Annotated in this window: 22 protein-coding genes and 1 pseudogene; 10 read left to right on the top strand and 13 right to left on the bottom strand. The window is 70.5% G+C overall.

Going from position 1 to position 24,582, the window contains the following annotated elements; genetic code table 11:
- Positions 1 to 3: 3 nt before the first annotated feature.
- From ABZ877_RS13395 to ABZ877_RS13385, 3 genes are read left to right on the top strand one after another with little or no spacing between them, the layout of a single operon-like run.
- Positions 4 to 1,872 carry a CheR family methyltransferase gene (locus ABZ877_RS13395; protein ID WP_361069118.1) on the top strand — a complete coding sequence of 623 codons (1,869 nt, stop codon included), beginning with the start codon at positions 4 to 6 and terminating at the stop codon, positions 1,870 to 1,872.
- Positions 1,873 to 1,895: 23 nt separating this feature from the next.
- Positions 1,896 to 2,744, top strand: a complete 849-nt coding sequence (locus ABZ877_RS13390; RefSeq protein WP_361069115.1) for a GAF and ANTAR domain-containing protein — start codon at positions 1,896 to 1,898, stop codon at positions 2,742 to 2,744.
- A 13-nt stretch (positions 2,745 to 2,757) separates the two neighbouring features.
- A complete protein-coding gene (locus tag ABZ877_RS13385; protein ID WP_361069113.1) occupies positions 2,758 to 3,480 on the top strand; it encodes an ANTAR domain-containing protein in 723 nt (240 codons plus the stop codon).
- 164 nt (positions 3,481 to 3,644) lie between these two features.
- Here ABZ877_RS13385 and ABZ877_RS13380 read toward each other — a convergent pair whose 3' ends face one another.
- Both ABZ877_RS13380 and ABZ877_RS13375 read right to left on the bottom strand, forming a co-directional pair.
- Positions 3,645 to 4,463, bottom strand: a complete 819-nt coding sequence (locus ABZ877_RS13380; protein WP_361069110.1) for a class I SAM-dependent methyltransferase — start codon at positions 4,461 to 4,463, stop codon at positions 3,645 to 3,647.
- Complete coding sequence (locus tag ABZ877_RS13375; RefSeq protein WP_361069108.1) at positions 4,460 to 5,791, bottom strand: XRE family transcriptional regulator; 1,332 nt, start codon at positions 5,789 to 5,791, stop codon at positions 4,460 to 4,462. The genes ABZ877_RS13380 and ABZ877_RS13375 overlap by 4 nt, the downstream gene beginning before the upstream one ends.
- A gap of 102 nt (positions 5,792 to 5,893) precedes the next feature.
- Between ABZ877_RS13375 and ABZ877_RS13370 the strand changes: the two genes are divergently transcribed.
- The 4 genes from ABZ877_RS13370 (at position 5,894) to ABZ877_RS13355 (ending at position 10,292) form a co-directional block, all read left to right on the top strand.
- Positions 5,894 to 6,337, top strand: coding sequence for an ATP-binding protein (locus ABZ877_RS13370; RefSeq protein ID WP_361069105.1), 444 nt, complete (start codon positions 5,894 to 5,896; stop codon positions 6,335 to 6,337).
- Between the two features lie 116 nt (positions 6,338 to 6,453).
- Positions 6,454 to 7,569: a hypothetical protein gene (locus ABZ877_RS13365; protein ID WP_361069103.1), complete on the top strand. Its 1,116-nt coding sequence runs from the start codon at positions 6,454 to 6,456 to the stop codon at positions 7,567 to 7,569.
- Positions 7,566 to 7,913 (top strand): ASCH domain-containing protein, encoded by a 348-nt coding sequence (locus tag ABZ877_RS13360; protein ID WP_361069100.1) that lies wholly within the window; start codon positions 7,566 to 7,568, stop codon positions 7,911 to 7,913. The genes ABZ877_RS13365 and ABZ877_RS13360 overlap by 4 nt, the downstream gene beginning before the upstream one ends.
- 357 nt (positions 7,914 to 8,270) lie before the next feature.
- Positions 8,271 to 10,292: a restriction endonuclease gene (locus ABZ877_RS13355; protein WP_361069097.1), complete on the top strand. Its 2,022-nt coding sequence runs from the start codon at positions 8,271 to 8,273 to the stop codon at positions 10,290 to 10,292.
- Between the two features lie 31 nt (positions 10,293 to 10,323).
- On the opposite strand, the pseudogene ABZ877_RS13350 reads toward ABZ877_RS13355, so the two are convergent.
- Both ABZ877_RS13350 and glnA read right to left on the bottom strand, forming a co-directional pair.
- Positions 10,324 to 10,554: pseudogene (locus ABZ877_RS13350) on the bottom strand (hypothetical protein); the annotation flags it as partial.
- Positions 10,555 to 10,789: 235 nt separating this feature from the next.
- Positions 10,790 to 12,199, bottom strand: a complete 1,410-nt coding sequence (gene glnA, locus ABZ877_RS13345; RefSeq protein ID WP_361069094.1) for a type I glutamate--ammonia ligase — start codon at positions 12,197 to 12,199, stop codon at positions 10,790 to 10,792.
- 191 nt (positions 12,200 to 12,390) lie between these two features.
- On the opposite strand from glnA, the gene ABZ877_RS13340 reads away from it, so the two are divergent.
- The gene (locus ABZ877_RS13340; RefSeq protein ID WP_361069092.1) at positions 12,391 to 12,858 is read left to right on the top strand and encodes an RDD family protein; all 468 of its coding nucleotides are present in this window, start codon (positions 12,391 to 12,393) and stop codon (positions 12,856 to 12,858) included.
- A 235-nt stretch (positions 12,859 to 13,093) separates the two neighbouring features.
- Here the strand turns inward: ABZ877_RS13340 and ABZ877_RS13335 are convergent, their stop codons facing one another.
- The 5 genes from ABZ877_RS13335 to ABZ877_RS13315 form a co-directional block, all read right to left on the bottom strand.
- A complete protein-coding gene (locus ABZ877_RS13335; protein WP_361069090.1) occupies positions 13,094 to 13,792 on the bottom strand; it encodes a DUF4191 domain-containing protein in 699 nt (232 codons plus the stop codon).
- A 75-nt stretch (positions 13,793 to 13,867) separates the two neighbouring features.
- Entirely contained in the window at positions 13,868 to 14,065 is a 198-nt protein-coding gene (locus ABZ877_RS13330; protein ID WP_361069087.1) for a hypothetical protein, read from the bottom strand.
- Positions 14,066 to 14,383: 318 nt separating this feature from the next.
- Complete coding sequence (lipA, locus tag ABZ877_RS13325; RefSeq protein ID WP_361069085.1) at positions 14,384 to 15,349, bottom strand: lipoyl synthase; 966 nt, start codon at positions 15,347 to 15,349, stop codon at positions 14,384 to 14,386.
- 125 nt (positions 15,350 to 15,474) lie between these two features.
- A complete protein-coding gene (gene lipB, locus ABZ877_RS13320; RefSeq protein ID WP_361069082.1) occupies positions 15,475 to 16,272 on the bottom strand; it encodes a lipoyl(octanoyl) transferase LipB in 798 nt (265 codons plus the stop codon).
- An 81-nt stretch (positions 16,273 to 16,353) separates the two neighbouring features.
- Positions 16,354 to 16,695, bottom strand: a complete 342-nt coding sequence (locus ABZ877_RS13315; protein ID WP_361069080.1) for a 5-carboxymethyl-2-hydroxymuconate delta isomerase — start codon at positions 16,693 to 16,695, stop codon at positions 16,354 to 16,356.
- 324 nt (positions 16,696 to 17,019) lie between these two features.
- On the opposite strand from ABZ877_RS13315, the gene ABZ877_RS13310 reads away from it, so the two are divergent.
- Complete coding sequence (locus tag ABZ877_RS13310) at positions 17,020 to 18,456, top strand: regulator (protein WP_361069077.1); 1,437 nt, start codon at positions 17,020 to 17,022, stop codon at positions 18,454 to 18,456.
- Positions 18,457 to 18,467: 11 nt separating this feature from the next.
- On the opposite strand, the gene ABZ877_RS13305 is transcribed toward ABZ877_RS13310, so the two are convergent.
- Entirely contained in the window at positions 18,468 to 19,817 is a 1,350-nt protein-coding gene (locus tag ABZ877_RS13305; RefSeq protein WP_361069075.1) for an NAD(P)/FAD-dependent oxidoreductase, read from the bottom strand.
- Between the two features lie 193 nt (positions 19,818 to 20,010).
- Positions 20,011 to 21,213 (bottom strand): MarP family serine protease, encoded by a 1,203-nt coding sequence (locus tag ABZ877_RS13300; protein WP_361069072.1) that lies wholly within the window; start codon positions 21,211 to 21,213, stop codon positions 20,011 to 20,013.
- Between the two features lie 93 nt (positions 21,214 to 21,306).
- On the opposite strand from ABZ877_RS13300, the gene ABZ877_RS13295 reads away from it, so the two are divergent.
- Positions 21,307 to 22,059: a peptidoglycan recognition protein gene (locus ABZ877_RS13295; RefSeq protein ID WP_361069069.1), complete on the top strand. Its 753-nt coding sequence runs from the start codon at positions 21,307 to 21,309 to the stop codon at positions 22,057 to 22,059.
- Here ABZ877_RS13295 and ABZ877_RS13290 read toward each other — a convergent pair.
- Positions 22,056 to 23,390, bottom strand: coding sequence for a hypothetical protein (locus ABZ877_RS13290; RefSeq protein ID WP_361069066.1), 1,335 nt, complete (start codon positions 23,388 to 23,390; stop codon positions 22,056 to 22,058). The two genes, ABZ877_RS13295 and ABZ877_RS13290, sit on opposite strands and share 4 nt — an antisense overlap.
- Positions 23,391 to 23,460: 70 nt before the next feature.
- Positions 23,461 to 24,555, bottom strand: a complete 1,095-nt coding sequence (locus ABZ877_RS13285; RefSeq protein ID WP_361069064.1) for a PP2C family protein-serine/threonine phosphatase — start codon at positions 24,553 to 24,555, stop codon at positions 23,461 to 23,463.
- Between the last annotated feature and the right edge of the window lie 27 nt (positions 24,556 to 24,582).

Here is a 24,582-nt window from a genome sequence, read left to right as displayed (position 1 = left end):
ACGATGAGTGAAGCGCCCCGCGAGGCGGAGACGGACGAGGAGCTGGAGGACCTCCTCGGCTTTCTGAGGGACGCCCGCGGTTTCGATTTCACCGGGTACAAGCGTTCGTCGCTCGGCCGCCGCATCCGTAAGCGCATGGCCGACGTCGGCATCGGCGCGTACACCGACTACCGCGACCTCCTCGAGACGAACGCCGACGAGTTCCGGGCCCTGTTCAACACCATCCTCATCAACGTCACCTCCCTCTTCCGGGACGCCGACGCCTGGACCTTCCTCCAGCAGGAGGTGATCCCCGAGCTCCTCGACCGGCTCGGCCCCGAGGAGGAGATCAGGGTGTGGAGCGCGGGCTGCTCCAGCGGCGAGGAGGCGTACTCGCTGGCGATCATGTTCGCGGAGTACCTCGGCCTCGACGAGACCCTGGCCCGCGTCAAGATCTACGGCACCGACGTCGACGAGGAGGCCCTGCGCGACGCCCGCTCCGGCCTCTACCCGGCGAAGACCCTCGAACCGCTCAGCGCCGAACTGCGCGACCGCTACTTCGAGGTCAACGGCTCGCAGTTCAGCTTCCGGCCCGACCTGCGCCGCCGCGTCATCTTCGGCCGCCACGACATCACCCGCGACGCGCCCATCTCCCGCCTCGACCTCCTCGTCTGCCGCAACGCGCTGATGTACTTCAACGTCGAGGCGCAGACCCAGATCATCGACCGCTTCCACTTCGCCCTGCGCGAGCGCGGCTTCCTCTTCCTCGGCAAGGCCGAGATGCTGCTCAACGACGCCGACCGGTTCGACGTCGTCAGCATGCGCCAGCGCATCTTCCGCCGCCGCGCCGGCAACGCCTCGGCCCCCTACCAGCCCGCCCCGCCCAAGCTCCGTACGAACTTCGGCGGCGAGCTGCAGAGCGTCGCCCGCAACCGGCAGGTCCGCGACCTGGTCCTCGACGCCGCGCCCGGCGCCGCCCTCGCCGTGGACACCGACGGCATCGTCGTCCTCATCAACAACCACGCCCGCGTCCAGTTCGGCCTGACGACCAACGACATCGGCCGCCCCTTCCAGGATCTGGAGATCTCCTACCGCCCCGTCGAACTGCGCTCCCTGATCGACCAGGCCACCCACGAGCGCCGCACCCTGCGGGTCAACGGCGCGGAGCGCCGGTCCGGCGACGACGCCCAGTTCTTCGACATCACGGTGCAGCCGCTGGTCGGCGCGGGCGGCCTGCCCGCCGCCACCAACATCACCTTCACCGACGTCACCGTCGCCACCAAGCTCAAGGCCGAGATCAAGCGCGTACGCGAGGACCTCGAGACGGCGTACGAGGAGCTCCAGTCCACGAACGAGGAGCTGGAGACCACCAACGAGGAGCTCCAGTCCTCCATCGAGGAGCTGGAGACGACCAACGAGGAGCTCCAGTCCACCAACGAGGAGCTGGAGACCACCAACGAGGAACTCCAGTCCGGCAACGAGGAACTGGAGACCATGAACGAGGAGACGCGCATCCGCAGCGAGGAGCTGGACGAGGCGCGCGCCTTTCTGGAGGGCGTCCTCACCTCCATCGCCGCCGCCGTCGTCGTCCTCGACAAGAAGCTCAACGTCAAGAGCTGGAACCGCGGCGCCATCGACCTGTGGGGCCTGCGCACCGACGAAGTGCTCGACACACCCTTCTTCGGCCTGGAGTTCGGGCTGCCCACCCAGGAGCTGCGCGCCGTCGTCGAGGAGTGCGTCCGCTCCGGCAAGCGCGGCGCGCCCGTCGAGATCGACGCGGTCAACCGGCTCGGCCGCAGCTTCGTCTGCTCCGTGCAGTGCAGCCCGTTCGACGGGCACCGCGGCGGTGTCGTCCTATTGATGGAAGAAGGCCGAAGCGTCGGGACGGCCTGACCCGGCGGGCGTAGGCTGACGCCATGGAGCCATGGGGCGGTTCGCCGACACAGGCCGCGCTCGCCTTGCAGCGTGCGACCACGGCCCGTCAGCGCGCGGACCGCGCGCGCAAGCTCGTCGAGCGCTACGAGTCGCTGGCGGCCAGGACCAGCGACGACCTGTACCTGCGCCTGGCCGACGTGCACCGCACCACCGCGACCCGGCACGCGGTCGCCGCGGACCTCCTGGAGGCGCACGCCCGCCGCACCGGCCAGTGGGCCCGTGACGGAGGACCCCAGCCCCTCTTCATGACCGGTGTCGCCGAGGCGTGCGGCACCCGCAGCGTCGCGGTCACCCTCGTCGACGGAGACCGCAACCAGGTCGCCGTCGCCTCCTCCGACCCGTCCTCCCACACGGCCCAGGACCTGGAGTTCGTGCTCGGCGAGGGCCCGGCGCGGGACGCCGTGCGCGACGGCGCCCCCGTCGACGTGTCGGACACCGGCCTGAGCACCCGCTGGCCCGGCTACGGCCCGGCGCTCAGATCCCTCGGCATCGCCCAGGTCGTGGCGGTGCCGCTCCAAGTGCCGGGGGAGTGCATCGGCGCCCTCGCCGTCTTCGACCCCCACCCCGGCGTGACCACCACGACGCAGGTCGCCGAAGTCGCCGACGCGCTCACCCGGAGTGTGTTGATCGGCCAGGACGCGGTACCCGGACTGTTCGGCGGTGTGGACTACCGGGCCGTCGTCCACCAGGCGGCCGGCATGGTCGCCGTCGAACTGCACTGCCAGGTCGGCGATGCGCTGGAACTCGTCAAAGCCCGCGCTTTCGCCGATGGACGCCCCATCGGGGACGTGGCCCGGGATATCGTCCACGGACAACTGAAACTCGGCTGAGAGGTCTTCCACCGTGACGCTCCAGGAGCAGGAACTCGCGGCGGTCTTCGCCCAACTGACAGGTGCGGCCGCGCGGGACCCGCTCGACACGCAGAACCTGCTCGCCACTCTCGTGGAGGGCGGCAGGCGCTTGTTCGACGCGCCCGGCGCCATCGTGCACTACGCGCCCGGGACCACGCCCGTCACCACCGACGGCACGGACGACTCCCTGCGCTCGCTCGCCTCCGACGCCGCCGCCTGGCGCGAGGGCCCCGGCTACGACGTGCGGACCACGGGCTGCGCCCTCATCGACGTCGACGCGACCACGCAGCCCACCCGCGCCCGCTGGCCGCGCTGGACCGCCCGCGTCAAGGCCCTCGGCCACACCCGGGTCACCGCGCTGCCGCTGCCCGCCAAGGACGGCCCGGCCGGCGCCCTCGTCCTCTTCGGCGCGCCCGGCCGCAGCCTCGACGAGAAGGCCCTCTCCCTGGCCCGCTCCTTCGCCGACGCCGCCGCGCACACGCTCTCCCTCCAACGCGAGGTGACCGAGAGCCGCGTCCTCGCGGGCCAGCTCGAACACGCCCTCTCCAGCCGCGTAGTCGTGGAACAGGCCAAGGGCATCCTCGCCGCGCAACACTCCCTCTCCCTGGACGAGGCCTTCTCCCGCCTCCGCAAGTACGCCCGCTCCCACCAGCGCAAGGTGGCGGACGTGAGCCGCGAGGTCATCGAGAACGGGGATCTGCCGAAGGGGGCGTAGCACTGCGCCCCGGCTCGCTACGTCGTGACGGGGGTGCCTCGCCCCCACAGCTCCTCCGCGTGGTCGCGGAAGCGGTCGAACATGCCTGACCCGCCATGACGGCGCGGATGCGACGTTCGCCGGCCCCGCCGCGCGAGCATCACCGGGGAGTCCATCTGTCGCCGTCAACGACGGCAGACAAGGATTCCGCCGAGGCAGCGGATCTCGAAGGCCCCATGTTGAGCGATGTGTTCGCCCACGATGGTGCGTGCCCGCTCGATGGTGGCCTCAAAAGGCACGTCGTGCTGGTCCGCCCACGCGCGATAAGAGGCCAAATGCGCAACGACCGGTTCGGCGTCGCGGACGGTGATGGTGCCGGGCAGTTCGATCGTCTCGACCTGGCCGAACTCCTCTTCGAGGAAGCTCGGCGCTTTCTCCAAGGAGAACCGGGCGCTGAGCGAGATCCGTGCGGGGCCTCGACCGGAGCCGAGAACGTCGCCGGCCGCTCGCATCCACAGCTCGTCCAGCTCGGCCTTGTCGCGATCGCTGTTGGTGGAGGTGACCAGCAGACCGTCAGCCGTGACCACGCGGGAGAGCTCCCGTATGGCCTGGGCGATGTCCGGCGCGTGATACAGCATGTGGAGCGCCAGGGCTGCGTCCACGCTCGCCGAGGCCAGCGGGAGCCTCGCCACATCGGCCACTGCCACGGGCCCCGGTACGGCGACGAGGATGCCGGGCGCGATGTCCAGGCCCAGCAGTTCGAGTTCAGGGCGCTCCTCACGGATCCGCTTGGTGAACTTGCCGTTCCCGCAGCCGACATCGACCACCCGCCCACGCACGGAACTCAGCTGCTCAGTGACGATGCCCGGCAGGTCGTAGCGGGGATGCTGCCACTGGTAGAGGGACTGGCGTGCGGCGAGGTCCCGGTCGCCGTTGTAGGCGCTCCCCGCGAGGCGCTCGCGGTCGGTCACAGCCGCGTCATGGGCGGCGGAGTGGTCGGTCACGTCGGCAGCTCCGAAGAACGGGCGGCGAAGGGGGCCGCGAGGACGGCCATATGGTCGATACGCTCGCGCAGCGGGGCCACCTGCGCAACTCCACCGTACTGCCGCCCGCCCAGCTCCCGGCCGAGATCGACCAGCCTTCGCACGATGCTCGCCGACAGACGGTCCACAGGCGCGTCAAGCACAAAACCGATCATCGCCTCGGTGCCGTCGAGGTCATCAAGGAGCATGTGGCCACGGGCGAGGTCGAGATGTGCGGCGAAGAGGTCGCCCACCGACTGGTCGTCGTCCTCCGCGCCGCGGTAGAGCCGGATTGCCGAGTCCGCGCTGGCGATGGCCTGCTGGACATGGGCGCGACCACCGATGGCCAGATGTGTCGTCCCGGCATACGCGAACTGCTTGGCGACCGGAAAAGCGAACAGACCCGACACCTCGTCATGCCCGAGCATTCCTTCCCGGCAGCGTTCCGCATCCGCCAATGCGATCGCGGCGTTCGCCTTGTCACCTGCTATCGCGAGCGAACGCGCCTCCAGGCTGGCGAGGCGAGCACAGATGCTCCCTTCAGCTCCATGGCGGCGCCCAGCACGGGCGAGCTGGGCCGCCTGCTCGTAACGCCCCGTCCAATATGCGATCAAGGACTCCACCGCCCGCGCCCAGGCCAGCATCCCCTCGTGCCCCGCCGCATCGGCGCATGCGCGGGCGGTACGGGTATGAGTGGCCGCCGATTCATAGCGCCCCACATCCAGGCACACGTGCGCGGACAACCCGCACAGCCGCGAGGCCGAGACGTACAGATCCCTGGTCTGTCTGGGGCGTTGACGGCCACGCAGCAGTTCGAAGACGCCATCCCGTAGCTGCTTGATCTCCACGTGCAGTTCCAGCAGCGGGTGACTGACGTACGAGCGCGCCAGCCGTGCCACATCCGCCTCAAGCTGCTCGACGATCAGCTCATCGGCGTTGCGCTGGGCGATGAATGCGGCGAACTCCGCCGAAGACGAGGCGTCTGCCGACACGGCACCGACCACGGACCACACGGACCTCCGCCCCGCCAGACCGTCAGAGCCCTCCGCCCCGTCAACGTGACGGCGCCGCCGTCTGGTGGTTGCCACGGCACGATCAAGAGCGCCGACCTCGACCGCGAACACCTGGGCCAAGTGGTTGCGGGTGTACGGGACCGGGATGCGCACCTCACGCTCGTAACGCCCGATCTCCTTGCCGGTCATCGCCGCCCGCCCCTCCACGGCGTTGTACCTGTCAGCGACCTTCTGCTGAGTCCAGCCACGATCTGTGCGCAGGCCGAGGAGGAAGGCCCCGATACCCGTCTCGCCCATCCTGTCCCCCGGAATGTGTGGTTCTGGCCCCCATAGTGGCCCCCGGCTCGGCCCCCGCGCTGGCTCCCGACCCAAATGAGGGAAATCGGTTGGCTGTTGGACATGTACCGCAGACCACGCGATGAGCCGAAGGACGCCGGAAAAGCGATGGCCCAGCGCACGATGCTGTTCGACCGGAGAAAGCTCACCGCACGCACAGCCCGCGAGTTCGCCACCGAGACCCTCACCCAGTGGGGTTGCGGGGAACGCCTCGACGACATCCGGCTCTGTACGTCGGAACTGGTCACGAACGCCCTGCTGCACGGCGCGCCCACCGACGACGCGATTCTCGTACGCGTCGGACTCCATGACGGCCAGGTGTACGTCGAGGTGCACGACAGCGGTGACGGCATGCCGGAGCAACGCGCGGCTCAGGCCACCAGCGTCAACGGACGCGGCCTGCTCCTTGTCTCCGCCATCGCCGATGACTGGGGGGTCGCCACCAGCGAAGTGCCCGGAAAACGCGTCTGGGCATCCTTCAAGGTGCCGACGCGGTCTCCGTGCTGATTCCTACTGGCAGCCACCCATCCGCGCTGCGTGCTTCTCATGCCCCCTGGCATGAGCTCCGGCTTGCAGCCGCTGAGCTGACAACGGACTGCTCCCACACCGTAAGGAAACCGGCCGTGACCATGCACCCACTGTCCCCGAACACCGTGCTCGCCAACGCTCTCCACCATGCCGAGGACGTCCTCGCCCCACGCTTCATGGACGGACCACCCGAACGAATCGTGCTCGTCGTCGGCACGCAGATCAACGGAGCGCCACACCTCGGCACCTCCCTGGTGCAGTCCCTCGCCTTCGCCATGGGCGCCCGTCTCCGCGCCCGATTCGATCTGCCGACGGACGTCCTCTTCAGTGCACTCGACAATGCGCCGTACGACCTCGCCACGGACCCGACGACCGGCCACCGCTACCAGCGGGCCTACGCTCAGGCCCTCGGGAAGCAGGCCCTCGACGACCTCGTCGCCGACTTGTACGAGCCGCTGTTCACGGAGCTGTCGCGACGCCTCGGTATTCCGTACCGCATGCAGACGTACTCCCAGCAGCAGGCCGGCGAAGACTTCCGTCGCACATGGTTGAGGCTGTTGCCTCGCATCGATGCTGCCCGCTGGTGGCTCGCTCCTTCCACCGGCACCCCGCATGTCCGTGTGCCGTGTCCGCAGCCCGGATGCGGCTGGTCCGAGAAGCACGCCGAGCGAACCCAGGTGCACACCAGCACTTCAGAGGCGGCCACGATCACCGCCGTCTGTCTCCACCACGGTCCCTACGAGGTGACCATCGCTCCCACGGCGGGCGCGTACCTGGACCTGGCCACGCTGTACCGCAACCTCGTCAAAGAACTCACCCTGTCCAGCGATCGTGGCACGCTCCACGTCATGGTCAAGGGCGGTGACTGGGTCTTCGGCTCTCACCTCGTCGACGAGGCCCTTCGGTCCGTCGGTCTCACCCGTGGCCAGCTCCCCGCCCGCCTCTTCTGTCCACAGATCGTCACGGACACCGGCGCCAAACTGTCCAAGTCCCTGATGCGAGAGGGGCACGCCCCCTTGCCCCACGGCGCCGTCGAGTGGATGCTCGACACCCGGCGGTGGCCCGGCTCGTTGCCCCAGTACGCCGACCAATTGCTCGCTCTGACCGAGACCCTGCTGTCCGACGCCCGCCACTTCTTCCGTTCCTGGTCGGCCGCAGAGATCGGCCGCATGATGACGACACCAGCCCCCAGGAGCATCCCCGCCCCATGACCGACACCACTGCCCGCGTCCACGCACTCAACCTCTACCGCCAGTACTTCGACCTCGTGGCCGCAGGTACCAAGACCATCGAGGTGCGGGTGAAGTACCCGCACCTCGAAGACCTCGCCGCGGGCGACATCATCCGCTTCCGCGTCAAGGGGACCGACGAAACCTGCGACGTTCGCGTCCTACGTGTCACTGAATACGAGACGTTCGAGGCCCTCCTCGACGGCGAAGGCCCAGCCAACGTCAACCCCGACGCCACCCGCGAGGAACAACTCACGAACATCCGCAGCATCTACGGCCCTCAAAAGGAGGCTCTCGGCGCACTCGCCGTCGAGATCACCTTGTAGCCGCAATCCCACGACGTACACGTCGGTGCTGGTGCGCTTCGGCTCTGCACCTCGTGCCGGAGTTGTTAAACGAAGGGTTCACTGCGAGGTTGTCCGGCAGCAGTGGCGACAGTTTGCGACGCATTCGATCCGGATCAGCTATAGATCGGTCAGTGCAAATTTCCTGATTGGAAGCCGGGTATCGCCTGTCAGTGGTGGGAAGTAACGTGCGCGCATGGCAGGAGCCTCTGCCGAATCACCCGACAGTGCTATGAACGGAACGGCCACGCCAGAATGACTCCGGACCTCTTCAGCGCGACCAGCCAACCGACCACCGCCTTGAGCGCGCCCACTCTCGGGGCGCAGCGGAGCAGGTGGATGCAGCAGGCGTCAACCGCACCGAACCTCCAGTGCGGGAAGGACGAGAAGTGGCCGCTCACCCTTGAGCTCGTTCGCCGGATCGGCGCTGGCGAGGCCACGGATATCGACGCGCGGCCGCAGCTGTCGAGTGTCGAGTCGTCGAGGTCCTGGCGGCAGTTCTCGTACGCGCTGCGTCCGATGGGCTTGGTTCAGAAACGAAAAGGAGTTCTTCAACTGACACCCGAGGGCTCCGAACTGCTGGCGGACAAGTCGCGCTCACGTCTCGCCTCGTTGATGGCCGAGCGGATCCGGCTATTCGCCGAGGTGCTCGGGCTCCTCGTGCGCGAGCCGCTGACGGTCGAAGAGGTCAATGCCCAGTTGATTGAGTCGTACAACCTCGACTGGACGAGCGTCAACAACACCCGTGTCCGCATGACCTGGCTCGAAGCCCTGGGGCTGACCGAATGGCTGGGAGAGCGGAAGCAAAGCGCGACCGCTGAAGGACGGTCGCTCTTCGCCACCTGGGAAGTCGTCACGCCTTCGGCGCTGGCCATGCACGACTCGGATGAAGCGGTCGACATTCCCGAAGCCCCAGAGGAGATCGCCGCACTCCTCGCGCACCTGGCCGCGAACGACGGCGCCCATGAGGCCAGGAACACCTACAACATCTGGGTTCCGAGCCCGAAAGAGGACCCCAACAAAATCGAGAACTTGCGGACGTGTATCGCGGCCGCAGAGGACCAGATGGAGAAGGGCGCACTGCTGGGCTTCATCGCGGACCGGTTCGGCCTGAAGCGCAGCAGCGTCGACAGCATGCTGCCGTTCGTGCGGGCCGCCGGGCTTCTTTTGGAGGTTCGTCGCGGGGTGTTCACGGCAACGCCGGCCGCCAAGGCGTGGCTGCGGTCGGGGTCGGACATTGACTTCATCCGGATCCTTCACGCGAACATGAAGTTCGTTGGCGAGCTGATCCGTGCGGCGAAGGCCAATGTTCCGAGGAACGACGTGTACGGGCAAGGCATCACGTACGGCTTGAACAAGGACAAGGTGCGGTGGCTCACGGCCTTCATGGTCGAATCAGGTCTACTCATCGAGACGTCCTGGTCGTCGGTCCAGGCGACGGCGACCGGGCTGCGTCTCATCGAGACACTCCCCCTCGCCGAACCGCACCTGCCGGAGGCCGCCGTGGAGCTGGAGCTGTCTCCGGACCTGGCGAAAAGCACGTCGTGCGCTCCGAGCGAATCGGACAAGGTCTCGCTCATCGTGGAATCACTGACGCGTAGTTCCGTCGACCCGGGCGCCGATGGCTTGGCGCCCGGTGCGGCGTTCGAGGCGTACATCGAGAGCGCGTTCAGGCACATGGGCTTCCGCGCCCAGCGCATCAGTGGTTCCGGTGACACCGACATCCTCGTGCAGTGGTATGACGGCAACGGATCGTTGCGGACCGCGATTGTGGACGGAAAGTCGACGTCATCCGGTCGGGTCACGCACAACAATGTGAGCGACGTGGCAATCGACACGCATAAGGAGAAGCGTTCCGCGGAATACGTCGCTATCATCGGCCCAGCCTTCGGCGGCGACACGATCAAGAACATGGCCAAGCGGAAGCAATGGGCGCTCATCACCGCCGACGAGTTGGGACAGGTCGTCAGCTCTGCCGAGGCGCTCGGCCTGCGGCCTGCGGATGTTGGAATGTTGTTCGAGACGCCGGACGGGCTGTCCAGGCTTGCCGGGCTCATCGACACACGGCAGCGTGAGCTCGACATCCTGTCCCTCGTCATCTCCCGGCTCAAGACCGAGTCGGAGACGGAGGAGGCCGTTTCGGCACGCGATGTCTCGCTGATCGAGCGCGGGTCGCCGTTGGCGCCGAACATCGACGAACTGCTCGACACGTTCAGGCTATTCGACCGCCTCGACCTGGACATCGTGCGGAGCATTGAGGACGTGCAGGATCCGCGTTATGCGACCTACCGGATCGGGGACGCGCGATCGGCGGCGAAGCGCCTTCGCGCCATCGCGACTTCGATCGAGAGGGGCCTCTAGCCTCGAACTTTCGTGACGGCCCTCGACTGCCGATCCATCCCGCCTTCAACTGGGCGAGGTCGTCCCGGAAGTTGGCCACCGACGCACCGTAGGGCGCAACGACGCCGCCGGACTGGTTCGGCACGGACTGGCAGCCGTGGACCAAGCGCCCGCCGAGGGCGGCGTGGGCCTTCATGGACTCGATGCGGCGGTGCTCGTTGAACCAGCCGCCGTGGTAGACCTCGTCGAGCAGGCCACCCATGTCGACATCCAGGTCGAAGACGCTGGACCTTGCTGGCTCTAGCAATGCGTAGGTCTCGGTGGAGCCCTACAAGTACGCATGAGGCCACCACTCCATCCGTGTGGTGGCCTCACTGTTGCTGACGCTACGACAAGACTCTGGCCGAGCGGGGCACAAGAGGGCGGAAAACAAGCGAGACAGCGACTACTGCTGAACAGTGTTTTCGCAGGTCAACGTTTGCTTGCCGGAACCCTCCCAGGTCGCCCGGGCCTGATCTTTAGATGTCGAAGTACAGCTCGAACTCGTGCGGGTGCGGCCGGAGCTGGATCGGGGCGATTTCGTTCGTGCGCTTGTAGTCGATCCAGGTCTCGATCAGGTCGGAGGTGAAGACGCCACCGGCCTGGAGGTACTCGTTGTCCGCCTCGAGGGCGTCGAGGACCGCGGGGAGGGAGGTCGGGACCTGCTGGACGTTGGCGTGCTCCTCGGGAGCCAGCTCGTAGAGGTCCTTGTCGATCGGCTCGGCCGGCTCGATCTTGTTCTTGACGCCGTCGAGGCCCGCCATGAGCAGCGCCGAGAAGGCGAGGTACGGGTTCGAGGACGGGTCCGGCGCGCGGAACTCGACGCGCTTGGCCTTCGGGTTCGAGCCGGTGATCGGGATACGCATGGCCGCGGAGCGGTTGCGCTGCGAGTACACCATGTTGACCGGCGCCTCGAAGCCCGGCACCAGGCGGTGGTAGGAGTTCACCGTCGGGTTGGTGAAGGCCAGGAGCGACGGGGCGTGCTTGAGGATGCCGCCGATGTAGTAGCGGGCGATGTCCGAGAGGCCCGCGTAGCCCTGCTCGTCGTAGAAGAGCGGGGAGCCCTCCGACCACAGCGACTGGTGGACGTGCATGCCCGAGCCGTTGTCACCGAAGATCGGCTTCGGCATGAAGGTCGCGGTCTTGCCGTTGCGCCACGCGACGTTCTTCACGATGTACTTGAAGAGCATCAGGTCGTCGGCCGCGGCGAGCAGCGTGTTGAACTTGTAGTTGATCTCCGCCTGGCCGGCCGTGCCCACCTCGTGGTGCTGGCGCTCGACCTGGAGGCCCTGACGGTCCAGCTCCAGGGAGATCTCCGCACGCAGGTCGGCGAAGTGGTCGACCGGCGGGGCCGGGAAGTAACCGCCCTTGTAGCGGACCTTGTAACCACGGTTGTTCTCGACGGCGCCGGTGTTCCACGCGCCCGCCTCGGAGTCGATCTCGTAGACCGAGCGGTTGGCGGACGTCTCGAAGCGGACCGAGTCGAAGACGTAGAACTCGGCCTCGGGGCCGAAGTACGCGGTGTCGGCGATGCCGGTGGAGGCCAGGTACGCCTCGGCCTTCTTCGCCACGTTGCGCGGGTCGCGGGAGTACTGCTCGCCCGTGATCGGGTCGTGGATGAAGAAGTTGATGTTGACCGTCTTGTCGCGGCGGAACGGGTCGACGCGCGCGGTCGACAGGTCCGCGCGGAGCGCCATGTCGGACTCGTGGATGGCCTGGAACCCGCGGATCGAGGAGCCGTCGAAGGCCAGCTCCTCCGCCGGGTCGAACGCCGCGGCCGGCACCGTGAAGTGCTGCATCACACCCGGCAGGTCGCAGAACCGGACGTCGACGAACTTGACGTCCTCGTCCGCGATGAACTTCTTGGCGTCATCGGCGTTCTGGAACATCCAACTCCTCCTACTCCCACCCGGGGAGGGGCGGGGTTTGCAGCTCGGTGGTGCGGCCGGTGCGGTGGCACACGCTGGCCTTGACCATAGGCAGACGTGGTTTCTCAAGCATGACCCATTTGTTTCGCTCAAGTTAACCGGACCCGGGGGGCCGGGCGGGCGAGGCGGGCGCGCGCAGTACCGTGGACTTCGTGGACAACAGGGAAGCAATGGGATCGTGGCTGTCCGGGCCCCGCGAGGCCCTGGAACAGTCGGGCGCGGACTTCGGATACCGCGGCCAGCAGCTCGGCCTGCCGGAGAACGGGCCCGGTTCCATCGCCCGCCCCGGCCGTCGCATCGCGGCGCTCGTCATCGACTGGGCGCTCTGCATGCTGATCGCATACGGCCTCGTCACCCACGGTTACGACCAGGCTACGGGGAACTGGGCGCTGCTCATCTTCTTCGTGCTCGCCGTTCTGACCGTCGGCACGATCGGCTGTACGCCGGGTAAGCGGATCGTTGGGCTCCGGGTTGTTTCGGAGGCGGGTGGTCGGCTGGGTCTCGGCCGGGTCGTCGTGCGGACCGTGCTCTTGTGCGTGGCCGTACCCGCGCTGGTCTGGGACCGGGACGGTCGCGGGCTGCACGATCGGCTCGCGAAGTCCGTAGAGGTCCGTATCTGAGGCGTGTCGGCTGACCCCCGGTGGGGGCTGGGCGCGCAGTTCCCCGCGCCCCTGGAGCATGCGGCTTCGCCGCAGCCCCATGGCGCTGAGATGGCGCACGCAGTGCGCATCTCAGGGGCGCGGGGAACTGCGCGACCAGCCACGACGCACGCCGCAGACAAAGAACAGACATGGGAAGGCGCCCCGAGCACAAGCTGCTCGGGGCGCCTTCCCATCAACAGAACTCAGCGGAGCGTCAGCGCATCTTGCCGCCCCGAGGCATCCGCATCCCCTTGGGCATGGGCCCCTTCGGCAGCGGCATGTTCGACATCAGGTCGCCCATGGCGCGCAGCCGGTCGTTGGTCGCGGTCACCTGGGGGCCGGGCAGCACGCGGGGCAGCTTCAGCATGGTGGTGCGGAGCTTCTTGAGGGGGACCTGGCCCTCGCCGTTGCCGACGAGGATGTCGTGGACGGGGACGTCCGCGACGATCCGGGCCATCTTGCGCTTCTCGGCGGCGAGGAGGGACTTGACCCGGTTCGGGTTGCCCTCGGCGACGAGCACGATGCCGGCCTTGCCGACCGCGCGGTGCACGACGTCCTGGCTGCGGTTCATCGCGACCGCCGGGGTCGTCGTCCAGCCGCGCCCGATGTTGTCGAGCACGGCGGCCGCCGCGCCGGGCTGGCCCTCCATCTGGCCGAAGGCCGCTCGCTCGGCGCGGCGCCCGAAGATGATCGCCATCGCGAGGAAGGCGAGCAGGAAGCCGAGAATTCCGAGATAGATGGGGTGACCGATCAAGAAGCCGATCGCGAGGAAGACACCGAAGGTGACGATTCCCACTGCCGCGAGTACAAGACCGATCTTCGAATCGACCTTGCGGGTCATCTTGTAGGTCAGAGCGATCTGCTTGAGTCGCCCGGTGTTTGCAGCGTCCGCTGCAGGTTCCTTCCTCGCCATGTTCGGAAGTCTACGTGGCCGGTGGCCGCCGATGAACAGCAGCACCGGCCCGGGGACCCGGCGAAGGGCCTGCGCTCAGCCGCGCGAGCCGAACGATTCGAGGACGCGCTGCGCCTCCACCCGGTCCTTGGCGCGGCGGCGGTCCTCCAGGACGGAGGTCCAGGCGTTGCGGCGAGCGGTGCGCTGACCGCTGCTCATCAGCAGTGACTCGACGGCGCGCAGGGCGTCGGTGAAGGTCGGGATGGCGGTGGCGCGTACGGGCGCGGCCTGCATGGGTGAGGTCCCCCCTCGGTAACGGATCACGGGTCCGGACGGGCGAATCACGGGGTGTGGCTCGGAAACGGAACGGATCACGGCTTTGGTGAAAGGTGCACGAGGCGTGATTTCAGGGTCACTGATTGGTGTTACCAGGGCGTGACCGGACGGTCAAACCGCGATGAAGCCATGTCGGTCATGGCGCTAACGCGGGCGCGGCCCCGACCGTCGTCCTCAGCTGCGAGGACGGTCGGGACCGCGTCGTTCAGGCCGATACCGGCCGGTAGTCTCTTGTGCGTGAATTCACACAGCCCGCTCGGCGCGGAGTGAGTGCGCTCACACCGCCTGCGAGGCCACGTACGCGCCCCGCTTCTCGACCGCCATCTGGAACAGGCGGCCCGCACGGTAGGAGGAGCGGACCAGCGGGCCCGACATGACGCCGGAGAAGCCGATCTGCTCGGCCTCCTCCTTCAGCTCCACGAACTCCTGCGGCTTCACCCAGCGCTCCACGGGGTGGTGGCGCACGGAGGGGCGCAGGTACTGGGTGATGGTGATGAGCTCGCAGCCCGCGTCGTGCAGCTGGCGCAGCGCCTCGCTGACCTCCGCGCGCTCCTCGCCCATGCCGAGGATCAGGTTGGACTTGGTGACGAGGCCGTACGCGCGGGCCTCGGTGATGACCTTGAGGGAGCGCTCGTAGCGGAAGCCGGGGCGGATGCGCTTGAAGATGCGCGGGACCGTCTCGACGTTGTGCGCGAAGACCTCGGGGCGGGAGGAGAAGACCTCGGCGAGCTGCTCGGGGACCGCGTTGAAGTCGGGGGCAAGGAGCTCGACCTTCGTGCGGCCCTCGGGGCGGTTCGCCGTCTGCTCGTGGATCTGGCGGACCGTCTCCGCGTAGAGCCAGGCGCCGCCGTCCTCCAGGTCGTCGCGGGCGACGCCGGTGATCGTGGCGTAGTTCAGGTCCATCGTGACGACGGACTCGCCGACGCGGCGCGGCTCGTCGCGGTCGAGGGCCTCGGGCTTGCCGGTGTCGATCTGGCAGAAGTCGCAGCGCCGGGTGCACTGGTCACCGCCGATGAGGAACGTGGCCTCGCGGTCCTCCCAGCACTCGTAGATGTTGGGACAGCCCGCTTCCTGGCAGACCGTGTGCAGGCCCTCGGACTTCACGAGGTTCTGCATCTTCGTGTATTCGGGACCCATTTTCGCCCGGGTCTTGATCCACTCGGGCTTGCGCTCGATGGGGGTCTGGCTGTTGCGGACCTCCAGGCGCAGCATCTTGCGTCCGTCGGGTGCGACTGCGGACACGACCGGCTCCCTAAAGCTTCGATTCCTCGGCGTACATCAGGGTACGCCCGTGATGTTCATGGCCCTCACCAACGGCCAACCTCTGGCCTTCGGGGTGCATTCCCCCCCGCTGGTGGCGGGGGCCGTTACGCCGGGGTCTTCTCGATGACGCGCGGGCGCAGGTCCGCCTCGCCGAGGACGCGCCGCAGGTGCTTCTCGGCGACCGGCAGCACCTCGTCGATCGTGACCTCGCGGCCCAGTTCGTACGAGAGTGAGGTGACGCCCGCGTCGCGGATGCCGCAGGGGATGATCTTGTCGAAGTTGGAGGTGTCCGGGTTCACGTTGAGCGCGAAACCGTGCATCGTGACGCCCTTGGCGACGCGGATGCCCATGGCGCAGATCTTGCGGTCCTCGCGGCGCTGGCCCGCGTTGGACGGGGCGTACTCCGGGCCGTTGAGCCGGGGGTCGAACTCCGGGTCATTGGCGCGCGGGTCGAAGTCGAGGGTGAGGCCGCCGAGCTGGGGGCGCTGCTCGACCGGGTCGCCGAGGACCCAGACGCCGGCCCGGCCCTCCACGCGCGAGGTCTCGACGCCGAACTCGGCGCAGACCGCGATCATCGCGTCCTCCAGGCGGCGCAGGTGCGCGACCACGTCGACCGGGCGGGGCAGCTTCTGGATCGGGTAGCCGACGAGCTGGCCGGGGCCGTGCCAGGTGATCTTGCCGCCGCGGTCCACGTCGATGACGGGGGTGCCGTCCAGGGGGCGCTCCTCGGGCGCCGTGCGCCGGCCCGCGGTGTAGACCGCCGGGTGCTCCAGGAGCAGACAGGTGTCGGGCACCTCGTCGGCGAAACGGGCGGCGTGCACACGGCGCTGCTCGTCCCAGGCGACCTGGTAATCGACCTTGTCCGCACCGAACCCCATGCGGACGAACCGGAACTCACTCACGACAGTGCCTCCCTCGGCAGCGACCCGCTGCACCGTGCAGATATCGCGCCCTGAACAACTGTACGGCTCCCGCTCCCGGGCTCAGTGGGTGGGGAAGAGGCGGTAGGAGGCGTCGAGATCGCGGACCTCCACGGAGCAGGTGGTGCCCGGGGCCGCGGAGGTGTGCTTGTCCAGGAGGGCAAGGACGTCCTCGGACAGCGCGTCCTTCACGGACTGCGGGCGGCCGGGGAGCAGGCCGACCTCCACGTGCAGGAAGGGGGCGGCGACCCCGTCCACGTACGTGGCGGAGGGGCGGGCGAACGTCTTGCCGACGCCGACCGAGCTGACGCGCTCGACGACGAGGGGGTGGAGTTCGGCCACGAGGGCGGGGACGTCGACCGTGCCGGCGAGGCCGTCGGAGTAGTCGATGACGAGGTGAGGCACGGTAGGACCTTCCGGGTACTTCTCCGGGCACTGGGCGGCCGGATGCGGCGGCGGGGTGCTGCCTTCGACGGCTCACAGGTGCTCAGTACTTCTCGGTGTAATGCGCAAGCATCGTATGTCCCTGCGTACGGCCATGCGGAGGCAGCCTCCGGACTGCCCCTCCGCGCCCCCTTCGGGGGGCACAGCGTCCACTCTTCGCGAAGTTCGTCACACGATCGGATGAAGGGTCCGTCAAGCCCCGGTGGAGGCCGAATATCGCCGCTACATTCGCGCCGTTCCATGAGGGCTGCACCCCGGCCCGGAAGGCAGGAGACCGCATAGCTGATGACGGAACGACCTCCGCAGCGCACACCGAACCGCCAGCTCGCCGCGCTCATCGCGGAGGCTGGATTCTCCAACGCGGGCCTCGCCCGCCGCGTGGACCAACTCGGGCTCGAACACGGTCTTGACCTGCGATACGACAAGACATCGGTGACCAGATGGCTGCGCGGGCAGCAGCCGCGCGGGACGACCCCCGCACTGATCGCCGAGGTGTTCACCCGCCGCCTCGGCCGCCGTCTGTCGGCCCAGGACCTCGGGCTCGACGCATGCGCCCCCGTCTACGCGGGCCTGGAGTTCGCGGGCTCGCCCGAGGAGGCCGTCGACATCGTCAGCGGCCTGTGGCGCAAGGACTCCGGGAGCCACGCCGAGCTCCGCAAGATCGCGTTCACCCCGGCCGGGCTCGTGGTGCCCAGCCGCGACTGGCTGATCGGCCGCGCCGACGACCGCGTCATACGGGGTGAGGCACCGCCCCGCGTCCCTCCGCAGGGGCGGCCCGTCGTGCCACGGCAGCGCACCACCACCGAGCGCGGGCCCGGCCACCGGGTCACCGGCGGCGACATCGCCGCGCTCCGCTCCGTCGGCGAACTGTTCCGCGCCCTCGACCACGCCTACGGCGGCGGGCACGCGCGCCAGGCGCTCGTCCGCTATCTGGAGCACGAGGCGGAACCCATGCTCCGCGGCACGTACGGGGAGCAGACCGGGCGGCGCCTCTTCGCCGCCGTCGCCGATCTGACCCGGCTCGCGGGCTGGACCTCGTACGACATCGCGGCGCACGGGCTCGCGCAGCGGTACTTCGTGCAGGCGCTGCGGCTCTCGCAGGCGGCGGGGGACCGGATGTACGGCTCGTACGTCCTCATCACCATGAGCCGGCAGGCCGTCTACCTCGGCCACGGCCGGGAGGCGGTGCAGCTCGCGCGGGTCGCGCAGCAGGGGGTCGGGGCGTCCGCGCCGGCCGTGCTGCAGTCGCTCCTGCACGCCGTCGAGGCGCGCGGGCACGGCGTCCTCGGCGAGGTGCGGGCCTGCACGGCGTCGCTCGTACGGGCCGAGCGGGCGCTCGAAGCGGCGCGGACCGGGGACGACGTGCCGCACTGGGCGCGCTTCTTCGACGAGGCGCAGCTGGCCGACGAGTTCGGCCACTGCCACCGGGATCTCCAGCTCTACCGGACCGCCGCGCAGCACGCGGAGCGGTCGCTGCGGCTGAGGGCGCCGGGGTTCGCGCGGAGCCGGCTGTTCTGCCGGGTCGTGCTGGCCTCCGCGCGGCTGGGCCTAGGGGAACTGGACTCGGCGTGCGCGCTCGGCGCGGAGGCGGCGACCGCGGCGGCGGACATGCGGTCGGTGCGGGCGCACGAGTACGTGCGCGAGTTCGAGCGCCGGTTGGAGCCGTACCGCGACGCGGGGCCCGTCCGGGGCTACCGGGAGAAGGTCGCGGCGCTCGGTTGACCGGCGGGCTCTCAGGCCGCCTCGTCCACCGGCCGGGTCTCTTCCGGCCGGTTCCCGGACGGGGCGGCCGGGAGGCCCAGGTCGCGCAGGGCCGCCCGCGCCGCCCGGCGGCCCGAGGTGAGGGCGCCCTGGACTGTGCTGGTGTCGCGGTGGTCGCCGCACACGTACAGGCCGTCGACGAGGCGGACGGAGCGGCGCCGGTCGTGCGGCGCGGGCATCGCCGGGACCGCGCGCGGGGTGTGGTGGACGGCCAGGGGCTCCCAGGCGGCGGTCGACGTGCCGTAGAGCGCGGCAAGATGCAGGCGCAGCTCACGGTCGGTGGGCGGGGGGCCGAGCACCGTCGAGGAGACGAGTGCGCGGCCCGCCGGGGCCCGGACCGGGTCGACCTGGCTGATGACGGAGGTGTGCGCGACCGGTCCGAGCCGGTCGGCGTCGAGCAGCAGCGCGGGTTCGGTGAGGGGAGGCTCGGGCGCCGCGTGGTGCACGACGGTCACCTCGTGGAAGCCGGGGACGCGCAGGCCGGGCAGGAGTGCGGCGGCGGAGAGGGCGTCGGTCGCCAGTACGACGCCCCGGCACGGCAGCCGGCCGTGGTCGGCCGTGGTGACCGAGTTCGCCGAGACGGCGGTGGCCCGGACCCCGGTGTGCACGGTGCCCGGTGGCAGCGAGGCCGCGAGCAGTTCGGGGAGCGCGTCCGCGCCGCCCTCCGGCACGGCGAGGCGGCCCGCGGCGTAGGCGCGCAGCGCGAGATCGGCGCACCGGCTGGACGTCGTCAGGTCCGGATCGCACAACAGGGCCGAGAGCAGCGGGCGTACGAAGCCGTGGAGGGTCCGCGCGGGCAGCGGACGGGCCGCCAGGGCGCGGCCGACGGGGAGTTCGGGGCGGGCCAGGAGCCGGGCGGGCTCGGTCGTCGCGAGCCGGGCGAGGGCCGCGCCGAGCCTGGCCTGGTCCACGGGGCCGCCGAGCGGAGGGCGGGTGCCGCGCGGAGGGCGCGGGGCGGTCGCGAAGGCGCGCGCCGCGCTGAATGCGCCCCTCGCGCGCCGGGGGTCGGCCGGTTCGCCCGCGCGATGGCGACGGCCCGCGCTGTGCACGAGGACACCGGGTGCGAACAGCCGCAGCACGAGCCCGTCGAGGCCGGGCGCCCGGCGCAGTTCGGGGTACGAGGTGAGGAGCGGCCGTCCGAGCCGGTCGAGCCGGAACCCGTCGACCTTCTCGGTGGACATCCGGCCCCCCACCACGGACCCGGCCTCCAGGACCAGGACCCGTACACCCGCCCTGGTCAGGTGGTGGGCCGCGGAGAGACCCGCGACCCCGGCCCCTACGACGACGACGGACCCTGCTCCTGCGTCAGCGGGCTCAAGCACGTGCCCCTCCCAGAGTTGCGCGGCCGGCGGCGGCGGCCCGGCTCGGAGGCGTCATGCCTCGACAAGGCCGCGAATCACCCGGGTCAGGGGACGAGGGTAGGTCCGCGCCGCTCCGTGGACAGTCGCGCGCGGGGGCGGCACGGAGGCACGCGGTGCCACGACAGTGCGCCCCGCCCGGCCACCACCGGGGTGGCTAGGAGGAGACCAGCGACCCCGTGTCCACGGCCTCCTTCGCGTTCGCCGCGCTTCTCGCCTCCGGGGTCACCTCGTCCGCCGTCAGGACGTAGCCGGTGCCCGCGTCCGTCGTGGAGCGGGCGAAGACGACGCCGTAGACGCGGCCGTCCGTCGTGAGGAGGGGGCCGCCGGAGTTGCCGGGGAGGACCGTCGAGCGGATGGAGTAGATCTCGCGGGTGACCGTCCCGGAGCCGTAGATGTTCTGGCCGCCCGCGCGGATCGTGTCCGCGACGGTGGCCGCCTGGAGGTCGAGGCCGCCGTTCTCGGGGTAGCCCGCGACGACCGCCGCGGAGCCGCGCGAGGCCGTGTCGTCGAGCGGGAGGGCCGGGGCGCGCAGCTCGGGGACGTAGAGGACGGCCACGTCCTTGTCGGGGTCGAAGAGGACGACGCGCGCGGCGTAGGGGCGGCCGATGCCGCCGACCCGCACCGACGGGTCGTCGATGCCCGCGACGACGTGCGCGTTCGTCATGACGTGCTGGGGCGAGAACACGAAGCCGCTGCCCTCGCGGCCCTGCGTGCCGGAGGAGCCCTCCACCTTGACCGTGCTGCGCTGGGCGGCCCGGGTCGCCGCCGCCGTCACGTTGTCCCCGGAGGGCTTCGCGACCTCGGCCGACGGCTCGTTCGCGAACGGGTCGAAGACCTGCGGGAACCCGGCCGAGGTGAGCGCCCCGCTGGCCCGCGCGAACCAGCCCGGCGTCGAGGACGGCATGGTGTCGTGGACCGCGCCGAGCACCGACGAGCCCCGGATCGCCTGGTTCAGCGCCACCGAGGACGACGACGCGAGGACGCTCGCCGCCACCCACGCCACGACGAGCACCGCCGCCGCGCTCGCGACCGCGCCGCCCGCCCCGTCCGCCACCCGCAGCGGGCCCGGCGCCCGGTCCATGCCGCCGCGCACCCGCGCCGCGAGGCGCCCGGCGAGCGCCTGCCCGGTGACCGCGGGCAGCAGCACCGTGACGACGGCGACCACCGTCGCCGTCGACGTGCCGGGCGTGACCGAGTCCATCACGTACGGCAGCAGCCACACGCCGACGACCGCGCCGCCGACGAACCCGGCGAGCGAGACGAGGCCCGCGAGGAGCCCGCGCCGGTAGCCGGAGACGGCGTAGACGAGCGCGAGCACGATGAGCACGGCGTCGAGGACGTGGTTCTGCGGGTCCATATCGGTTAGGAACGAACACGGTCACCGTGCTGGTTCCGCCAACCGGCCCACATGTGGGAGACCGCACAGCGCGTCCGCCCGAGAGTGGGAGGCGTGCGTGGAGTGCGGAGGGTGGTGCGCTGGGCGCCCGGGGGAGCGGCCCTCGTGGCGCTGGTGCTGTGCGCCGTCGCGGGCGACCGGCCGGGATCGTCGGACCGGGAGACGACGGCCGTCCCCGTGGAGCGCGCGCACGCCGCCCCGGCACCGCGCATCGTGCCGCGCACCCGGTGGCTGGCGGGCATGAAGACGTACGACCGCGCCCCCGTCCGGTACGGGGACCGCGTCGTCGCCGTCTTCGTCCACCACACCGACTCGCCCAACGGCTACGACTGCGCCGACGTCCCCGGCATCATCCGCCTCGTCTACGCGGGCCAGGCCGGCGGCAAGGAGTGGGACGACATCGGCTACAACTTCCTCGTCGACCGCTGCGGAACCGTCTACGAGGGCCGGGCGGGCGGCGTCGACCGGCCGGTCGTCGGCGCCCACACCCAGGGCTTCAACCAGGACACCGCCGGGATCGCCGCCATCGGCACGTTCAGCGAGGGCACGCCCGTGCCGAAGGCGATGGCCGACTCCATCGCGGCGCTCGCCGCCTGGAAGCTCGGCCTGTCCGGCATCGACCCGCGCTCCACCGTCCGCCTGACCTCCAGCAACGACCTCAGCCGCTACAAGAAGGGCACCTCCGCCGCCTTCCACGCCATCGCCGGGCACCGCGACGGCTACAACACGGCCTGCCCCGGCGAGGCGCTGATGCGCGCCCTTCCCGCGATCCGCGCACGCGCCGCCCGGCTCCAGGGGCGCGGCTAGGCGGGCCGCAGTGTTCCGCCGCCGTTCAGGCGGTACGTCCTGCCGTGCAGGCCGGGGCTGGCGGAGGGGTCGTACGTCACCGAGTGGCCGTTGCCGTCGATCACGTCGGAGAGGCGCGCCCCGGGGCCGAGGTCCAGGCCCTTGAGCGACGAGTCACCGGAGACCGACCACCTGGCGTGGGCGCCGAGCGTCAGGGAGGCGCCCGTCACGGCCCCGTCCAGCTTGGAGCGGCCCGCCAGGTCGAGGGAGGCCGAACCGTCGGCGACGACCACGTCGCCCTTCAGCCGCACACCGTCCGCCGAGAAGGTCACGACCCCCTTGTCACGGACGCGCAGCAGCTTCCCGCCCTTCGTCTTGAGCTCGGCGTGACCGCTGACCCGTACGTCGGCGACGGCCTCCCGGACGGAGAAGAGGTCGCCGTCCGCCGCCTGGACCGACCCGCCGTCCATCGCGAACGACGTCTCGCCGTCGCCCCGCAGCACCACCCCGCCCGCGGCGGCCGTCGCCCGGACGTTGCGCAGGGACAGCGAGCCCCCGGGCTCCACCGTGAACGCCTCGGAGTTCGCGAGGTCGAACAGGGTCCCCGTCACCGACACGTCGCCCGCCGTCTGCACGCCCGGCGAACCGCACCCCGCCGAGGTCATCGTCGAGTCGTACACCTCCACCGCACCGCCGGGGCCCGCCGCGACCGGCGGCGCCTGCGCACCGGCCGTCTCCGTCTCGACGTACGACAACTCGGCCGCGCCCCCGTCCGCCGCGCGCACGCCGGGCGCGTACGAGCCCTTGGTGCGCACGGCGCTCGCGCTGAGCGTCGCACGCGCCCCCTTGCCCGAGGCGTACACGGCGGTCGCGCCCCTGCCCTTGGTGGAGAACCAGCCGCCGGACAGATCGAGCCGGCCGCCGTCCAGGGCCAGCGCGCCCGCGTTCAGACCGTGCCGGCCCGCCGCGTCGAGGGACGAGGTGCGGCCCCGCTTGAAGATGTGCGCGTCACGCGTCGACAGGTGGCCGGAGCCGGACACGAGCACCGCCGACTCGTCCCGCTCGTTCGACTCGAACACCTGCCTGCGCGGCGTGGCCTCCGCACCGCTGTCCAGCGTGTACGCACCGGCCGGCGCGGGCGCCGGGCCCGAGCCGTGGTCGGTGTCGAGCGGCACCGTCCCGCACCGCGCGCCGCTCGCCGTCGCGGGCGGGGACGCCACCGGCGGCGTCGCCGTCCCGTCGTCGTCCGAGCACGCGGACAGCGAGGACAGCGTCAGTGGCAGCAGCAGTACGGAGACGGCGGTCGCGGTACGGCGACGCCCCGGGCGGAGCCGGAGACCCAGGTATTTCATGGCCCCTACGTTCACACTTCACGCTCCGTGAGGCACGCCCGGGGCACTCCTGCCGTCACCAGGGCCGTCGTCAGGGCACATCCGGGGCGAAGACGAGCAGCGTCAGATCGTCCCGTACCGTCCCCGCGAACCGCACCACGTCCCGCCACACCGCGTCCGTCAGCGCCGCCGGATCGTCCCGCGCGTGGCCGCGCAACCGTTCCGCCAGCGGGTAGAAGCGGCCGGACGCGTCCCGCGCCTCCGTCACCCCGTCGGTCAGCGCGAGCAGCCGGTCACCACGGCGCAGGGGGAGCGTGTACCGCTCGGGCGGCCCGGCCCCGCCGATCCCGACACCCAGCGGCGCCCCCGACGGCACCGGCAGCTCCGTCACGCGCCCGCCGCGCAGCAGCAGCGGGCACGGATGGCCGCAACTGAGGATCCGTACGACGGGGGAGTCGTCCGGGAACTCCAGGAGCACCGCCGTCGCGAACAGCTCGGCCGGCTCGTCCCCGGCCGTGTCCACGAGGAGGCGGCGGTCGAGGCGCGCCGCCACACCCTCCAGGTCCGGCTGGTCGAGCACCGCCTCCCGGAACGCGCCGAGCAGCCCCGCCACCGTGCCCACCGCGGACAGACCGTGCCCCTGCACGTCCCCGACGACCGCCCGCACACCGTGCGGCCCGCGCCGCACGTCGAAGAAGTCACCGCCGACCAGCGCCCCGCGGTGCGCCGCCCGGTACAGGCCCGCGCACCGCACCGACCCCACCCGCTCCGGCAGCGGCGGCAACACCGCGAACTGGGCGGCCTCCGCGACCGTACGCACCGTCACCAGATGCTCGTCCCGGCGCTGCCGCACCCACGCGATCAGCACGCTCAGGACCGAGACGAACAGCACGGTCAGCAGATCGCTGTTGCCGGGGCGGCCGAACCCCGCCGGAGGCAGCGCCAGGAACCCCACGGCGACGGCGCCCAGCACGGCCGTCGCCGCGGGCCCGTACGACAGGGCGGCCAGCGGCGGGATCGCGCCGAGCAGGAAACCCAGCTCCAGATGCTGCTCCGTGGCGGCCTGGAGCGCGCCCAGACCGACGAGCAGCACGACGGGCAGCCAGCGCACCCAGCGGGGCGGCGGCGCGCCGCGCAGCCAGGCGCGCTCCTCCCCGTCACGGCGGCGCGCCAAGGGCCAGGTCATGCCGGCAGGGCTCCTCTCGCGACGGCC

It is taken from the genome of Streptomyces sp. NPDC046939 (assembly GCF_040644575.1).
GTDB lineage: Bacteria > Actinomycetota > Actinomycetes > Streptomycetales > Streptomycetaceae > Streptomyces.
This window is presented reverse-complemented; position numbering and strand designations above follow the sequence as displayed.

Bases quoted from the DNA above. Each gene is read 5' to 3' on its own strand.
- ABZ877_RS13370 (WP_361069105.1), top strand. From the start codon at position 5,894: ATGTACCGCAGACCACGCGATGAGCCGAAGGACGCCGGAAAAGCGATG.
- ABZ877_RS13360 (WP_361069100.1), top strand. From the start codon at position 7,566: ATGACCGACACCACTGCCCGCGTCCACGCACTCAACCTCTACCGCCAG.
- glnA (WP_361069094.1), bottom strand. From the start codon at position 12,199: ATGTTCCAGAACGCCGATGACGCCAAGAAGTTCATCGCGGACGAGGAC.
- ABZ877_RS13300 (WP_361069072.1), bottom strand. From the start codon at position 21,213: ATGGACCCGCAGAACCACGTCCTCGACGCCGTGCTCATCGTGCTCGCG.
- ABZ877_RS13335 (WP_361069090.1), bottom strand. From the start codon at position 13,792: ATGGCGAGGAAGGAACCTGCAGCGGACGCTGCAAACACCGGGCGACTC.
- ABZ877_RS13330 (WP_361069087.1), bottom strand. From the start codon at position 14,065: ATGCAGGCCGCGCCCGTACGCGCCACCGCCATCCCGACCTTCACCGAC.
- ABZ877_RS13390 (WP_361069115.1), top strand. From the start codon at position 1,896: ATGGAGCCATGGGGCGGTTCGCCGACACAGGCCGCGCTCGCCTTGCAG.
- ABZ877_RS13355 (WP_361069097.1), top strand. From the start codon at position 8,271: ATGCAGCAGGCGTCAACCGCACCGAACCTCCAGTGCGGGAAGGACGAG.
- ABZ877_RS13375 (WP_361069108.1), bottom strand. From the start codon at position 5,791: ATGGGCGAGACGGGTATCGGGGCCTTCCTCCTCGGCCTGCGCACAGAT.
- ABZ877_RS13395 (WP_361069118.1), top strand. From the start codon at position 4: ATGAGTGAAGCGCCCCGCGAGGCGGAGACGGACGAGGAGCTGGAGGAC.
- ABZ877_RS13290 (WP_361069066.1), bottom strand. From the start codon at position 23,390: ATGAAATACCTGGGTCTCCGGCTCCGCCCGGGGCGTCGCCGTACCGCG.
- ABZ877_RS13285 (WP_361069064.1), bottom strand. From the start codon at position 24,555: ATGACCTGGCCCTTGGCGCGCCGCCGTGACGGGGAGGAGCGCGCCTGG.
- ABZ877_RS13310 (WP_361069077.1), top strand. From the start codon at position 17,020: ATGACGGAACGACCTCCGCAGCGCACACCGAACCGCCAGCTCGCCGCG.